Raw genomic sequence first — 14595 nt, 5'->3', positions numbered from 1 at the left:
CAAAGTGTTGCGTGATCGACACGCTAACACAAGTCCCTCCAGCGCGGCGTCAATCCTGACCGATCGCGATCACCAGACGGCGAGACCGGGGCCTTTAGCGCTTGTCGCTTCGCCCCAGGTCTTCCCGGTCGAGCTCCTCCACCGAGGTATGGCGAATGTCGCGTCCCTTCACCAGATAGATGACGTGCTCGGCCAGGTTGTCGGCGTGATCGCCGATCCGCTCCAGCGCGCGCAGTACCGTCATGACGCTCAGCACGCCACCGATGGAGCGAGAGTCTTCCATCATGAAGGTCGCCAGCGATCGCATGGCAGTGGTGTACTCGCTATCCACCGAGGCGTCTTCCTGAACCACCTTCAAGGCCAGTTCGGTATCGAAACGCGCGAAGGCGGTCAGCGAATCACGCAGCATGCTGCGCACGTGCTCACTGATATGGCGGATCTCCACACTGCCCTGGGGGATGCGCCCCGATTCGATAAGATCGAGCGCATTGCGCGCGATCTTGTTGGCTTCATCGCCCATCCGTTCGAGATCGTTGGTGGCCCGGATGACCGCAATGACCAGGCGCAGATCGGAGGCGGCCGGCTGGCGACGCGCCAGAATCCGCACACACTCCTCGTCGATCTTGAGCTGCATGTCGTTGACGCTGGTATCGTTGTCGCGCACCCGGATAGCCAGTTGGCTATCGCCCTCCAGCAGGGCCGCAAGGGCTTCCTGGAGCTGCTTCTCGACCAGTCCGCCCATGGCCATCAGCTGGGTCTTGATGGTCTCGAGATCCTGGTTGTACTGCTGCGAGATGTGCTGACTGTGGGTATCGCTGGTGATATCCATGCGTGACTCCGACGGCTTGTCTGGGGGCGTTGACGTATCTGACACGGTGGCTTGGGCAGCTGAGTCTGCCATCGACAATCGGTCTTCGATGGCCTGGACGCGACAGGCGTAGAGACACCTATGACGGCGATCATCGCATGAAATTGTTGCAACTTCGTGACGATGACGGGTTCACAGCGGGGTCAGTTTGGCGAACCCCAGTACCAGCCACTTGTCGCCCTCGCCCTCGAAACTGACATGCACCCGGGCCCGCGCTCCTTCGCCCTCGGCATCGAGGATCACGCCCTCGCCGAACAGCGGATGACTGACGCGCTGGCCAAGCGACAGCGATGGCAGATCGCCGCCGCCTTCGATGCCCTGCTGGCGTGCCGGGCCAACGTCCGGCCGGGACGTCACCGGTCGCGATATCTGGCCGCGCAGGCGCACTTCCTCGAGCAGCTCCTCGGGCACTTCCCGCAGGAAACGCGACGGTCGCGCCATCGTTTCGCGGCCGTGCAGCCGACGGATCTCGGCATAGGTCAGATAGAGCTTGCGCATGGCGCGGGTCATGCCGACGTAACAGAGTCTGCGCTCCTCCTCGAGGCGTCCCGGCTCTTCCAACGACATCTTGTGCGGGAACAGACCCTCCTCGATGCCAGCCACGAACACCACCGGGAATTCCAGCCCCTTGGCCGAGTGCAGCGTCATCATCTGCACGCAGTCCTCGAACTCATCGGCTTCGTGATCGCCAGCATTGAGCGCCGCCTCGGCCAGGAATGGCTCCAGCGCCGCAGCGCCTTCGCCGACCTCCTGCAGGTCGACCGGGTTGGCCTGCGCATTCTGCGAGAACGCCCGCGCCGCGTTGATCAGCTCCTCGAGGTTCTCGACCCGCGCCTGACCTTTCTCGCCCTTCTCGCTGCGGTGATGATCGATCAGACCGGAAATCTGAATGACGTGATCGATGATTTCGTACAGCGCCATGCCAGCGGTGTCGATATCGAGGCGTTCGATCAGCTCGGCGAAGGCGTTGATCGCATTGCCGGCGCGGCCCTTGAGCTTGCCGTCGCTCAGGCTGTCGTGCAGCGCCTGCCACAGCGACACGTTGGTGTCGCGGGCACGACCACGCAGGATCTCCACCGTACGCGTGCCAATCCCGCGAGGCGGCACGTTGATCACCCGTTCCAGCGAAGCGTCGTCCTCGCGGTTGAGCAGCAGCCGCAGATAAGCCAGCGCATTCTTGATCTCGAGGCGTTCGTAGAATCGCTGGCCGCCGTAGATGCGATACGGCACGCCGCTGCGGATCAGCGCCTCCTCGATCACCCGGGACTGGGCATTGGAGCGGTAGAGAATCGCCATCTCGCGGCGCGCGAAACCGTTGCGCCCCTGCTCGCCAATGGTATCGACGATGAAACGCGCCTCGTCGAGATCGTTGAAGCCGGCATAGACGGAGATCTTGTCGCCGGCATCGCCGTCAGTCCACAGCTCCTTGCCCATGCGCCCGCTGTTGTGACTGATCAGCGCATTGGCAGCGTCCAGAATGGCGCTGGTGGAACGATAGTTCTGCTCCAGACGCACGGTCCGGGTGTCGGCGAACTCGCTCTCGAAACGGCGAATGTTCTCGACCTTGGCCCCGCGCCAGCCGTAGATCGACTGATCGTCGTCGCCGACCACGATCATGGCCGCACGATGGTCATCGCTCCCCCCATTGCCATCAACGCCGGCCAGCAATTTCAACCAGGCGTACTGCAGGGTATTGGTGTCCTGGAACTCGTCGACCAGGATATGGCCGAAGCGCTCGCGGTAGTGCTTGAGCAGCGCCGGCGTATCGCGCAGCAGTTCCAGACTGCGCAGCAGCAGCTCGCCGAAGTCGACCAGCCCGCCGCGTTCGCAGGTCAGTTGATAGAGTTCGTAGAGCTCGACCATCTTGGCCATGTACGGGTCGCCGTGGGTCGCCACCTGCTGCGGACGCAGCCCCTCCTCCTTGCAGCCACCGATGAAATACTGCACTTGCTTGGGCGGATAGCGCTCGTCGTCGACGTTGTGGTCCCGCAGCAGGCGCTTGACCAGCCGCAGCTGGTCGTCGCTGTCGATGATCTGGAAATGCTGGGGCAGACGGGCATCGTGCCAGTGGGTTCGCAGCAGGCGGTGGGCGATGGAGTGGAAGGTGCCGACCCACATGTTGCGCAGCGTCGCGCCCTGCAGCGCCTCGAGACGCGTCCGCATCTCGCGGGCGGCCTTGTTGGTGAAGGTCACCGCCAGAATGGCGTAGGGAGACACGCCCTCGGCCTGCATCAGCCAGGCGATACGGTGCACCAGCACCCGGGTCTTGCCCGAGCCGGCACCGGCCAGCACCAGCATGTTGCCGGGCGGCGCAGCGACGGCCTCGCGCTGATTGGCGTTGAGGGAGTCGATTAGTGGCGAGACATCATCCATTGGGAACCGTGCGGGGCCTGCTGCTGGAAATAGAGAAGAGCGCGCCAGCTTAACATAGCCGGCCCGCTCCACCTGACATGACGCCCGCGACGGCTGACTGGCGCGGGTAAGGTCAGCGCTTCTGCGCCGTGGCGGCATCCTCGGCGGCGGCGCGGATCGCCGCGTCCTGCGGGCGCGCGGACGCGGATGACGCCGCCCCGGAGCCAGCGGCACCGGTCGCCGAGGGGGACGCGGAGGATTTCGCCGCCGCGCCGGACGCCGTGGCCGCCGTTGCCGAGGACGTCTTTGCTGGATCCGTTGCCCGGGAAGCCGATGCGGGAGAAGCGGTGGAGGTCGCCGCTGTCGCTGTCTCGCGGTTTTCGTCGGCAGTCGAGGTATCGCGCTCCTTGCCGTCGGTCGGCCTCTCCTGGGTGATTGCCTCGGGCTTGGGCGGCGGCTCGATCACCGTCTCGTGATGCATGTCGGCGAGCTTCTCGGCCCCCTTGGCGACATGCTGATACATCTCGCGGTAGTCCTCCACCATGCGGGTCATGGTCGCGGAGACCTGCTCGAAATGCTCACGCACGTCTTCCTTGTAGGCGGTGTGTTCGCGGTTGAGTTCGCGCATCGGTTCGGTGTTGTGGCCACCCATCTTGGTACCCAGCCAGTAGCCGACCAATACGCCAACGGCGCCCACGGCTACCGCGATGGCAATCCAGGGCCCTACGCCAATGCTCTCCATAACTCAGCCGCCTCTTATGATTGAAAGACAATTCAAGTGATTGAAAGACAAACGTCATCATCGGTCTTTGCCGCACCATGATTGAAGACAGGTCGCGCGGCGGGTTGGTTCAATACCCAATCCCAGTTCAGCACCTAACCATAGTTCAGCCCCGCTCGGCCAGTGGCTCGCGACTCGCCGGTCCCCGTTTCGATTTACGCTCACTGTCGCTCCAAGGCGGCCTGAAGCCGGTCGTGACGTTTTACGCTTTCCTTTCGCTCGTAGCTCGTAGCTCGTAGCTCGTAGCTCGGATCAGTGAAAATCCCGGCTGCGCGTACTCAGCCCCTCAAGCAGGCCGGTAAGGTCGACCAGACGTTTGGCGATGATGTGGCGCACGCCCTCCTGGCTCTCCAGCCTGCCGGTCACCCGCAGCAGTCGGGATTCGAGCAGGATACGGCGATAGCGCACGGCCAGCCGCGGCCAGACCACGACATTGACCATGCCGAATTCGTCCTCGAGGGTGAGAAAAGTCACCCCCTTGGCGGAACCGGGACGCTGCCGCCCGACCACCAGCCCGGTGATCGCCACGCCGATGTCGCTCGGCAGCTCGGCGAGGCGTTTCGAGTCCATCACGCCGCCCAGACCGCGGGCCCCCTCCGAGCGGTAGCGCTGGCGCAGCAGCGACATCGGATGCGGCCCCAGCGTGGTGCCGAGCGCAGCGTAGTCCGCCTTGATCGCCTCGCCGACCTCGATGGCCGGTAGCGCGAGCGTCTCCTCTTCGCTATCGACCTCGATACCACTTTGGGAAAACAGCGGCAGCGATGCCTCGACACCGGCCGTGGCCCAGCGCGCCCGATGACGATCACCGGCCAACCCCTCCAGCGCGCCGGCATCGGCGAGCCGCGAGAGCACCGCCCGCTTGACCCCGGATCTTGCCGCCAGGCGCTCGACGCTATCGCAGTCCGGCATGTCGCGCGCCGCCAGCAGCCGTTCGCCGTCGCTCTCGGCGAGTCCCTTGATCATGTGCAGACCGAGCCGGATCGCCAGCGCCCCGCTGCTCTTTCTACCAGAATTTTCTCCATCAGAGCTGTTTTTATTAGAACTCGGGGGCGCGGGTTCCAGCGTGCTCTCCCACTGGCTCTCGCGAATGTCGACCGGGCGCACTTCGACGCCATGGCGGCGGGCGTCCTGCAGCACCTGGTCCGGCGAATAGAAGCCCATTGGCCAGCTGTTGATCAGGGCGCAGGCGAAGATTGCCGGCTCGTGACACTTGAACCAGCAGCTGGCGTAGGTAAGCAGGGCGAAACTGGCGGCGTGGGATTCGGGAAAGCCGTAGCTGCCGAAGCCCTTGATCTGCTCGAAGATGCGCTCGGCGAACTCTCTTGCGTAGCCGCGTTCGAGCATGCCCTCGACGATCCGCTGGCGATGGGGTTCGAGCCCGCCGTGGCGCTTCCACGCCGCCATCGAGCGCCGCAGTTGGTCCGCCTCGCCGGGGCTGTAACCCGCCGCTTCCACCGCCAGTGCCATCACCTGTTCCTGGAACAGCGGCACGCCCAGGGTGCGTTCGAAGGCGTCCTTGAATGCCTGTGACGGATAGGTGATCGGCTCCTCGCCGTGACGCCGCCGGAGGTAGGGGTGAACCATGTCGCCCTGGATCGGCCCGGGGCGCACGATCGCCACTTCGATCACCAGGTCGTAGAACTTGGCCGGCCTGAGCCGCGGCAGCATCGCCATCTGCGCGCGGGATTCGATCTGGAACACGCCGATGGTGTCGGCGCGCTGGATCATGGCGTAGGTCTCGTCGCACGCCTTGGGAATCGTCGCCAGCTCGTAGTCGAGTCCGCGATGCCGGCGCAGCAGATCGAGGCTTCGCCGCAGCACCGTCAGCATGCCCAGCGAGAGCACATCCACCTTGAGCAGGCCGACCAGGTCGAGATCGTCCTTGTCCCACTGGATCACGGTGCGCTTCGGCATGGCGGCGTTTTCCACCGGCACCAGCGTCTGCAGCGGCGCATCCGAAATCACGAAGCCACCCGGATGCTGGGAGAGATGGCGCGGAAAGCCGATGAGCGTGCCGGCCAGCACCAGCAGCCGTTGCAGTGCTGGCTCGTCGGGCTCGAAGCCCTGCTCGCGCAGCCGCGCCTCGTCGGGTATGTGATCGGTCCAGCGCCCGGCACAGCGGGCTAGCCGATCGATCCGCTCCGGCGCGAAACCCAGCGCCCGGCCGATATCCCGTATCGCCCCGGCGGCATGGTAATGGCTGACCACGGCGGTCAGCGCCGCCCGGTGCCGCCCGTAGCGGCGGAAGACGTACTGGATCACCTCTTCGCGGCGCTCGTGTTCGAAATCGACATCGATGTCCGGCGGTTCGTCGCGCTCACGGGAGATGAAGCGCTCGAACAGCAGCGCCGTGTGCGACGGATCGATCTCGGTGATCCCCAGCGCGTAGCAGACCGCCGAGTTGGCCGCCGAGCCGCGCCCCTGGCACAGGATCTGCTGCCGCCGAGCGAAGTCGACGATGTCGTGCACGGTGAGGAAATAGTGCTCGTAGCCGAGCTCCTCGATCAGCGTGAGTTCGTAATCGATCTGCCTGGCAACCTTCTCCGGCACGCCATCCGACCATCGCCGCTGGCAGCCTCTGGCCGTCAGTTCGCGCAGCCATTCGGCCGGGGTTTTGCCGTCCGGCACTACCTCGTGGGGGTAGGTGTACTCGAGTTCGCCGAGATCGAAACGGCAGCGCGCCGCCAGTGCCACGCTCTCGGCCATCAGCCCGGCGGGATAGATCGCGGACAGCGCGTCACGGCTGCGTAGATGGCGCTCGCCATTGGCAAACAGGGTATTCCCCGCCTCGAACACGCTGTGGTGATGACGAATCGCGGTGAGACAATCCTGCAGCGCCCGCCGGCCCCGCGCATGCATATGAACGTCCCCTGTCGCCACTGCCGGAATGCCCAGCTCGGCGGCCAGCGCCTGCAGTTGGGCCAGGCGCGCCGCGTTGTCGCAACCGTTCTCGAAACCATAGTGAAGCTCCACCGCCAGCCACAGCCGGTCGGGAAAGACGCTGGCCAGCCGCTCGCCCACCTCACGATCCGGCACGGCGTCGGGAACCCACAGCGCGAACAGGCCGTCACCGCCATCGAGTCCGCCGAGATCCGTTGCGAGCAGCCGATACTCGCCCTTGGGCGCGCGGCCGCGAACGCGGGTGATCAAGCCACATAGCGCCTCGTAGCCACGCCGATTCTCCACCAGCAGCACCAGCTTGATGCCGCATTCGGTACGAAACTCCGCGCCGGCGATCAGGTCGATGCCGTACTCACGCGCCGCCTGCCAGCCGCGCACGATGCCGGCCAGCGTGGCTTCGTCGGTGATCGCCAAGGCGCGATAGCCGTGCCGTGCGGCGCGCTCGAACAGTTCATCCGCGGTGGAGGCCCCACGCTGGAAGCTGAACGCGGAAAGGCAGTGCAGCTCGGCGTAGGCGGTCGCGTCGTTCATCCGAACCACCCGTGCAGATACCAGCCCTGCCGCCCCGGCTCGCACCAGACCCAGGCGTGGCGACCATCGACCCACTGGGCCAGGTAGTAGTCGCGCCGGATGTCGCCACCGTCCCACCAGCCGCTCTCGATGCGCTCCGGCCCTGCCAGCAGTTGCACTACGTCGCCGTCGCAGCGCTGCGGCGCAGGGACGAGCCAGCCGGGACGCGACGGGCCGGCGCTGGCATCGCGCGCCCGTGGCCCGGCACCGTTCAGCACCGCCATCTCCGGACGATGCTCGCGATGTTCGACCAGCGGCCTGAGCGCCGATTCTCCCAGCCGTGCCACCAGACGCTGGTGCAGTGCCGCCCAGGCCTGGGCCTGGCGCGCCGGCCCCTCCAGCAACTCCCGTCGTGTCGGCGCATAGTCGGAGAGCCGAGGCGCGAAGAGCGTCAGCGAGAGCACGGGGCCTTCGAGACGCACGCGCTCCAGGTGGGCACGGGTCAGCTCGAGCAACATGTCAGGGTCGCGCTGTACCGCCAGCAGCCCGATCCCGACATGCTGCACGCTACCCCCCTCCAGGCCGAACTGCAGACGAAACCGCTCGACACCGGCATCCTGGCCGATCAGGAACACGCTCAGTTCCTGCAACAGGCGCTTTAGCGGGAAGGCCAGGCCAGCAATGGCATGCACCGGTTGATCGAATTCGAAGGTGCGGGAAAACCTCGGCGTCGGGCGGTGGTAATCCAGCGCCAGCGGCCACTCTCCACGCAGTTCGCTCAGGTGGCGCATCAGGTCACCACCGAAACGTCGGGCCAGGGCGCTGCGCGGCAGGGCGAACAACTCGCCCAGGCGCTGGAAACCGCTGCGGTTCAGGGTCTGCAAGATGTCACGGTCGGAATCGATGCTCGCTAGTCCCGCCCGATCGAGACGCAGCGTTGCCAACGCCGACTCCAGCCCGGTGTCGTCCACCGCCAGCCCGTCATGGACGTTGACCAGTACCCGCGCTGCCGCCGGGTTGGGGGCGATCACCAGTCGATGCGAAAAGCCGAGCTCGCCGAGTTCCGCGCGCAGACGCGCCTCCAGCCGTGGCCAGGGGCCGAGCAACTCGAGACTGCTGGCGATTTCGAACACCAGCGCATGCGGATAGTGAAGGCTGACCTGGGCGCTGAAACCGTAGGCCCAGGTCGCCAGCCGTCGGCGCCAGCGCTCTACCGAGTCGACATCGAAGAGTGCCGTCTCGAGCCGCTGACTCGAACCGGATCGAGACCACCTATCTGGCGCGGAGTTGGGCGCCTTGGAAAGCGGCGCGGCGTCGGGCGCCTTAAAAAGCGGCGCGTTAATCAGCGCTTCGGCGAAGCCCAGTGCCTGCCCGGGCCTGACACCCCGCTGGCGAGCGGCGCGATTGGCAGCGCGGATACATTGGCGCGCTACCGGCCCGTCGATCAGCGCGAATGGGGCCTCGGGATCGGGGCGGCGGCGCAATGCACCCTCCAGCGCCAGACGCGGAAACAGCAGACAGACCCAGCGCACGTGGTCACGTCCCGCCGCCGAAGGCGATCCGCCGCGAAGGTGCAAAGCCGCCGCGACACTTGAGGATTTCCAGCTCGGCATGCCGGTGCAGCCGCAGCCGCAGCGGCGCCGGCGATGCCTCGGTCACTTTCGCCAGCGGTCGATGAACGAAGGCCAGCGTGTTCCCGCTTGCCGCCGCCACCTGCAACCGGCGCATGAGACGATTATTGACCTGCGGCAGCCAGGCCACGACCGCCCCACAACAGCCGGCGCGCAAACACTGCTCCGTCGCCCAGAGCGCCTCGCGCCCTTGCACGTCCAACCAGTGACACTGCTCCAGTACCACCCCCGCACGACGCCACGCCGCCGGGTACGGCGCCCCCGGTGGCGAAACCAGCACTATCGGCCTGCCTTCCCGTGTCATTCGCGAGAGCACCGGCCATAGCAGGGCCAGTTCCCCATTGCCGGCGCCGGCCGACAGCAGCTCGCTGATCGCGGCCGAAGGCCAACCACCACCCGGCAGGAGCGCATCGAGTTCGGCGTGCCCGCTGGCAACCGCCTCGCCACGATCACTATCGACGCCGGTCTGGGCACGCCAGACCTGGCGGCTGTCGAGCAGCGACTCCAGACCGCTCATCGCCACACTCTCCCGCAGGATCGCGAAGCCGGTATGCCGAAGTGATGGAAAGCGTGATGAAGAGACATGGCGACGACCAGATATAAAGAATCGATGTCTTCAGTGTCGCTCACAACCCCGATTACTGTCTATATATACAGTATTATGGAGTCCAAAAACCCGCCCTCGAAAGCATGGCTCTCGTGAAAATCCACAGGTTTATCGCAGACAATGCGAGGTGTTGGCAGAAAAATCAGGAAACGCTGTTGGAGACTCTCAGCGAACCGAGGCTGCGTTTGATCGCCTTGAGCTGATCGGTGATCTGCGGGCCACGGTTCTTGGCCACGCCGACGGCGAGCACGTCGATGGTCAAAAGGTGGGCGATGCGCGAGGTCATCGGAATGTAGACCTCGGTATCTTCCTGGACATCCACCGGCAACGACAGGGTCACCTCGCGAGCCAGCGGTGAATCGCTGGGGCACAGGCCAATCACGGTGGCACCGGCCTTGACGGCGGTCTTGGCACTGGCGATCAGCGCCCGGGTGCGGCCGGTCTGGGAGATCGCCACCACCACGTCGCCCGCCTTCAGCGTGGCGGCGGACATCGCCTGCATGTGCGGATCGGAGTAAGCGGAAGTCTGGATTTGCAGGCGGAAGAACTTGTGCTGGGCGTCGGCCGCGACCACCCCCGAGGCGCCGTAACCGTAGAACTCGACCCGGTTGGCGACCGCCAGCGCGGCGATCGCCTTGCCCAGCGCCTCGTTGTCCAGGCCATCACGAACCCGCTCCAGCGTCTCGATGGTGCTGTCGAAGATGCCATGGGAGAACTCGGCCACGCTGTCGCCATCGTTCATGGTGAACTGGGCGTACTGGCTGCCCTTGGCCATCATCTGCGCCAGCTTCAGCTTGAACTCCTGGAACCCGGCCATGCCCATGGCGCGGCAGAAGCGCACTACCGTAGGCTCGCTGACCTGCGCCTCGCTGGCCAGATCGGTGATCCGCATCAGGATCACCTCTTCCGGATTGCGCAGCACGAAGCGCGCCACCTTCTGCTCGGAACGACGCAGACGATCCATGTGAACGCGCAATTCATCGAACAGCGAACGACTCATGGCTGGCCCTCGAATGGCGACATCAGGCGGTCTCGCTTCTTTGGATTTCGATCAGGAGTTCGAAACCTAGTATGCCCGAGTCGGGCTGGCGGAACACGCCGACACGGCGCGTTGAAAGCATGAAAAAAGTGGATCGTCATTGTCTTGTAAAGTTGAGTATAGTATGCATGTCGGGCGCGAAACCGACAGTTCCGAGGATGCCAGGAGATTCGATCAATGAAGGACATCGAACATCTTCACACCCTGAAGAGCGAAATTCTCGATATTTTCATGACGTTGGAAGTCAGCGAGCACGAGCGGCGCAAGCGCAGGGCAGCCGTGCGATATCTCAAGGCCCGGCGCGGCATCGAGCAGCGCCAGGAGAAGCGCCAGTTGGCGGAAGAGATCGCAGAATTACCTGAATAGCTGCCCGAATAGCACCCGGTCGGCCGAAGCCCCCGCCCCAACGATCAGCGGCCGTTGCCCTAGGACAACGGCCGCTGCCTGCCCCACCGGAACCCTCTCCGACGGGGAAGCACCCATCACGCCTCGAGACGTGGCGGGGTCCGTTATAAGCTATTGAAAAACACCACGACCACGCCGATTGGCGCAACATAACGCGATACATAGTGCCACAGCACGCGCCCTTTCGGCCCCAACCCCAGTTCCTGCTTGACGCCTTCACTATCCAGGAACCACGCCGTGAAGACGATCGCGGCCAACCCCGTCAGCGGTAGCATCAGCTTGCTGGTGAGCGCGTCGAGCAGGTCGAAGACGTTGAAGCCGAACGGTTGGAAGCCGGACCAGACGTTGAACGCCAGCAGCGCGGCAATACCCAGCGCCCAGGTCGCAAGCGCCGCGACGAAAGCCGAGGCAACACGCGACAGCGGGGTGCGCTCCTCCAGGAATTCCGTCACCGGCTCCAGCAGCGAGATCGCCGAGGTCACCGCGGCCACGGTCAGCAGCGCGAAGAAAATCGTACCGAACGCCAACCCCCAGGGCATGTCGATGAAGGCCAGCGGCAGGGTCACGAATAGCAGCCCCGGTCCGGCGCTCGGATCCAGGCCGTTGGCGAACACCACCGGAAAGATCGCCATGCCGGCGCCGAGCGCGATGACCGTATCCAGAATCACCACGGTGCGCGCGGTCTTGATCAGATCGACCTCCTGACCCAGGTAGGAGCCGTAGGCCATCATGATCCCCATGCCCAGCGACAGCGTGAAGAAGGCGTGTCCCAGCGCAGCGAGAATGACACCACCGTTGAGCTTGCTCCAGTCGGGCGAGAACATGAACTCGGCCGCCTGACCAAAGCCCGAGGTTGACATGCCGAAGCCGATCAGCACGACCAGCGCCACGATCAGCAGCGGCATCAGCCACTTGGCCGCGCGCTCCAGGCCCCCCTTGACGCCACCTGCGACGATACCGAAGGTGACCAGCATGAACAGCGTGTGCCAGAACAGCAGCGTGCCCGGCTGACCCAGCAGGGTGGTGAAGTAGTCACCCACGCTGACGCCGCTGGACTGACCAAGGTCGCCGGTCAGCGTGCTCCAGGTATAGTTGAGCGACCAACCGCCCACCACGCTGTAGAAAGAGAGGATCAGAAACGAGCCCAGCACACCGGCGATCCCCACCAGCACCCAGTCCGGCGAGAGCTTCGAATCGCGGCCGAGCTTCTGCATGGTGTTGATCGGGTTGGACTGCCCACGTCGGCCCAGCAGCCATTCGGAAACCAGGATCGGCAGACCGATCAACGCGATGCAGACCAAGTAGACGAGCACGAAGACGGCGCCGCCGCTGTCGCCCACCATGTAGGGGAACTTCCAGATATTACCGAGTCCCACGGCCGAACCGGTCGCTGCCAGAACGAAGGCCGTACGGGAGGACCACTGCGCATGGGTATGGGATTGTTTGGCCATGAATTCACCATCAGTATTGCTGTTGTCGGAAACCCGCAGCGCCCCGTGACGGCGCCAGGCACGCGGACGGGCTTCTCTTGTCCGCGCGAATTATAACGGCTCGAACCCGTTTCTTCCCTTTTTCCTCCTTGAAACCGTCCAAAATAGGTGTAAAGCGTCCCGAAAACGCAAAGGTTGCGCAGAATGCACCATGCTCGCTACCGGGCACGGACGACTCACTCCCCGCTATTCGGAAAGCCGCGTTCGATGCGCGAAATGTCGCGTGTTCTTGTAGGGCATCTTCATGTAGCCGGAAACGCCCAGCCCGTCGATCTGCGGTACCGCCACCAGCAGCGTCTCCAGGCAGTCGCGAAACTCGTCCTCCCGGGCCGGATCGAGCAGGCGGTAGTAGCTGTGGATCTTCAGGTGGGTCGGCAACGCCTCGAAGATGATCATCCCGGTGTGATGGATGGCATTGAGTCGCGACAGCGCCTCGATCATCACCGGCGGTAGCCGCAGGAACTCCTCGGGATCCGGACCGTCCTCGAAGTAGGAGTGTTCGCGGCTGGCGTCTTCCAGCTCCGGCGTCGGGCTGACCTCGTAGGGAATCGCGCAGGCCGCGTCGGGCACGAACGGCCGAGCGGCATCGTCGCGGTCGACGTGGAGGGTACGCCGGGCGTTGAACAGGCACGCCTTGAACACGCCATCGCGTCGGCGGATCGCGCGGGCCAGAGTGACCATGTTGTTCACCGCCGCGACGAAGGCCGTCCGGAACGACGGTTCGTTGAGGCTAAGGATCGTGTCGAGTTCGACGCCGGTGTCGCTCCAGCGCACCGCCAGACCGCCCACCACCGGATACTTACCCAGTCGCCCCACCGCTACCAGGAACGCTTTCTCGAGATCGCCCATGCCCTGCATGAAGTGCTTGTAGTAGCGATCGAGCTGAACATCGTTGACAGCGCTCAGGGTGTCGTTGCGCTCGTCGTCCTGACGGTGGTCGTCACGCAGGAACGCCTTGCGCGAGCTGTAGACAACCGTCTCGATCTCCTGCTCCAGCGAGCGCACCCACACCGGCACCAGCGGAGTTTCCGGCGATGCCGCAGTCTCCCGCAGGATCGTGCGGGCAATCCGCGGCATGTGCTGGAGAAAGTAGTCTCCGGCCCGGCGACGCAGCGCGGGATCCTCGCTCAACATCGCATCCAGCACCCGGGCGAACTCGATCGGCAACCCCAGCGAGGTGGCCGGGATCGTCTCGCGACCGAAGCGGCTGGATTGCGCGGTGGCGAGCGCATAGAGGGTCGCGGCGACGCCCTGCTCGTCGAAGCGCGGCGACGACAGCGCGCCCTCGAGCTGCTCCTCGCCGATGTAGTACACATCACCCATGCGGGCGTTGGTGTGCTGCAGGTCGGCGGACATCAGCTCCATCACGTTGCGCGACAGGAACTGGCCCTCGGCATCGAGCTGGGCAAAGACCGACGAGCCCCAGTCGATCAGCGCGATCTGTTCGGTTCGTGCATCGAACATCAGGTTCGAGGGCTTGATATCCCCGTGCACCACGAGTCGCCCCTCGGCGGACTCTCGGCGCAGCGTGCGCAGGATATCCGCCAGCTGCGCCGCGATCTTGATCACCAGGCGCGGCGCCAGACGACCTTCGCGCAGCGAGAACTCCTCCAGGTTGATACCCGGCGCGCGCGCCATCACCAGCATCGCCTGATGGCGCAGGGTGCGGTAGGCGATCAGTTTGGGAACGCGGGGATGATCCACCTGCTCGAGCATGAACGCCTCCTCCTCGAGGCGCTCGTGGAACGACTGCGGCAGGTTCTGGCGGGTGAACTTGAACACGTGGCTGTCGCCGGCGCCATCGATGCCCGCGAAGACGAAGCCGTAGGCCCCCTTGCCGACCAGCTCGACCTCGCGATAGCCGACCTGGGCGAGCTGGCGGCGGCAGCGCTCGATCCACTCGCGCAGCTGCCGCGCCTGGCTCTGGCTGAGCAGATAGACCGACTGCTCCTCGGGGATATAGAACTGCTGCAGCTCCGTCGATTCCGCCCCCATAGGCTATGGCACTCAT

At 64.9% G+C, this 14595-nt stretch carries 10 protein-coding genes; 1 reads left to right on the top strand and 9 read right to left on the bottom strand.

The features are described 5' to 3' along the window. Window positions 1–94: 94 nt before the first annotated feature. The 7 genes from phoU to hexR form a co-directional block, all read right to left on the bottom strand. Window positions 95–829 carry a phosphate signaling complex protein PhoU gene (phoU, locus tag F0A16_RS09770; RefSeq protein WP_149435197.1) on the bottom strand — a complete coding sequence of 245 codons (735 nt, stop codon included), beginning with the start codon at window positions 827–829 and terminating at the stop codon, window positions 95–97. 171 nt (window positions 830–1000) lie between these two features. Next, window positions 1001–3241, bottom strand: a complete 2241-nt coding sequence (gene uvrD / locus F0A16_RS09765) for a DNA helicase II (protein WP_149435196.1) — start codon at window positions 3239–3241, stop codon at window positions 1001–1003. A 112-nt stretch (window positions 3242–3353) separates the two neighbouring features. After that, window positions 3354–3962, bottom strand: a complete 609-nt coding sequence (locus F0A16_RS09760) for a ZapG family protein (protein WP_149435195.1) — start codon at window positions 3960–3962, stop codon at window positions 3354–3356. 291 nt (window positions 3963–4253) lie between these two features. Further along, a complete protein-coding gene (locus F0A16_RS09755) occupies window positions 4254–7433 on the bottom strand; it encodes an error-prone DNA polymerase (RefSeq protein ID WP_149435194.1) in 3180 nt (1059 codons plus the stop codon). Next, window positions 7430–8944, bottom strand: a complete 1515-nt coding sequence (locus tag F0A16_RS09750) for a Y-family DNA polymerase (RefSeq protein ID WP_149435193.1) — start codon at window positions 8942–8944, stop codon at window positions 7430–7432. Before F0A16_RS09750 ends, F0A16_RS09755 begins: the two co-directional genes overlap by 4 nt. Before the next feature lie 4 nt (window positions 8945–8948). Further along, on the bottom strand, window positions 8949–9560 hold the full coding sequence (gene imuA, locus F0A16_RS09745; protein WP_149435192.1) for a translesion DNA synthesis-associated protein ImuA: 612 nt from the start codon (window positions 9558–9560) through the stop codon (window positions 8949–8951). 232 nt (window positions 9561–9792) lie between these two features. Beyond that, window positions 9793–10650, bottom strand: a complete 858-nt coding sequence (gene hexR, locus F0A16_RS09740; protein WP_149435191.1) for a transcriptional regulator HexR — start codon at window positions 10648–10650, stop codon at window positions 9793–9795. Between the two features lie 216 nt (window positions 10651–10866). Here hexR and F0A16_RS09735 point away from each other — a divergent pair, with 216 nt between their 5' ends. Further along, window positions 10867–11055 (top strand): PA3496 family putative envelope integrity protein, encoded by a 189-nt coding sequence (locus F0A16_RS09735; protein WP_149435190.1) that lies wholly within the window; start codon window positions 10867–10869, stop codon window positions 11053–11055. Between the two features lie 143 nt (window positions 11056–11198). On the opposite strand, the gene F0A16_RS09730 is transcribed toward F0A16_RS09735, so the two are convergent. Both F0A16_RS09730 and F0A16_RS09725 read right to left on the bottom strand, forming a co-directional pair. Next, the gene (locus F0A16_RS09730) at window positions 11199–12545 is read right to left on the bottom strand and encodes a sodium-dependent transporter (protein WP_149435189.1); all 1347 of its coding nucleotides are present in this window, start codon (window positions 12543–12545) and stop codon (window positions 11199–11201) included. A 225-nt stretch (window positions 12546–12770) separates the two neighbouring features. Further along, the gene (locus tag F0A16_RS09725) at window positions 12771–14579 is read right to left on the bottom strand and encodes a protein kinase domain-containing protein (protein ID WP_149435188.1); all 1809 of its coding nucleotides are present in this window, start codon (window positions 14577–14579) and stop codon (window positions 12771–12773) included. Between the last annotated feature and the right edge of the window lie 16 nt (window positions 14580–14595).

This window comes from Salinicola corii (assembly GCF_008298015.1).
GTDB lineage: Bacteria > Pseudomonadota > Gammaproteobacteria > Pseudomonadales > Halomonadaceae > Salinicola > Salinicola corii.
This window is presented reverse-complemented; position numbering and strand designations above follow the sequence as displayed.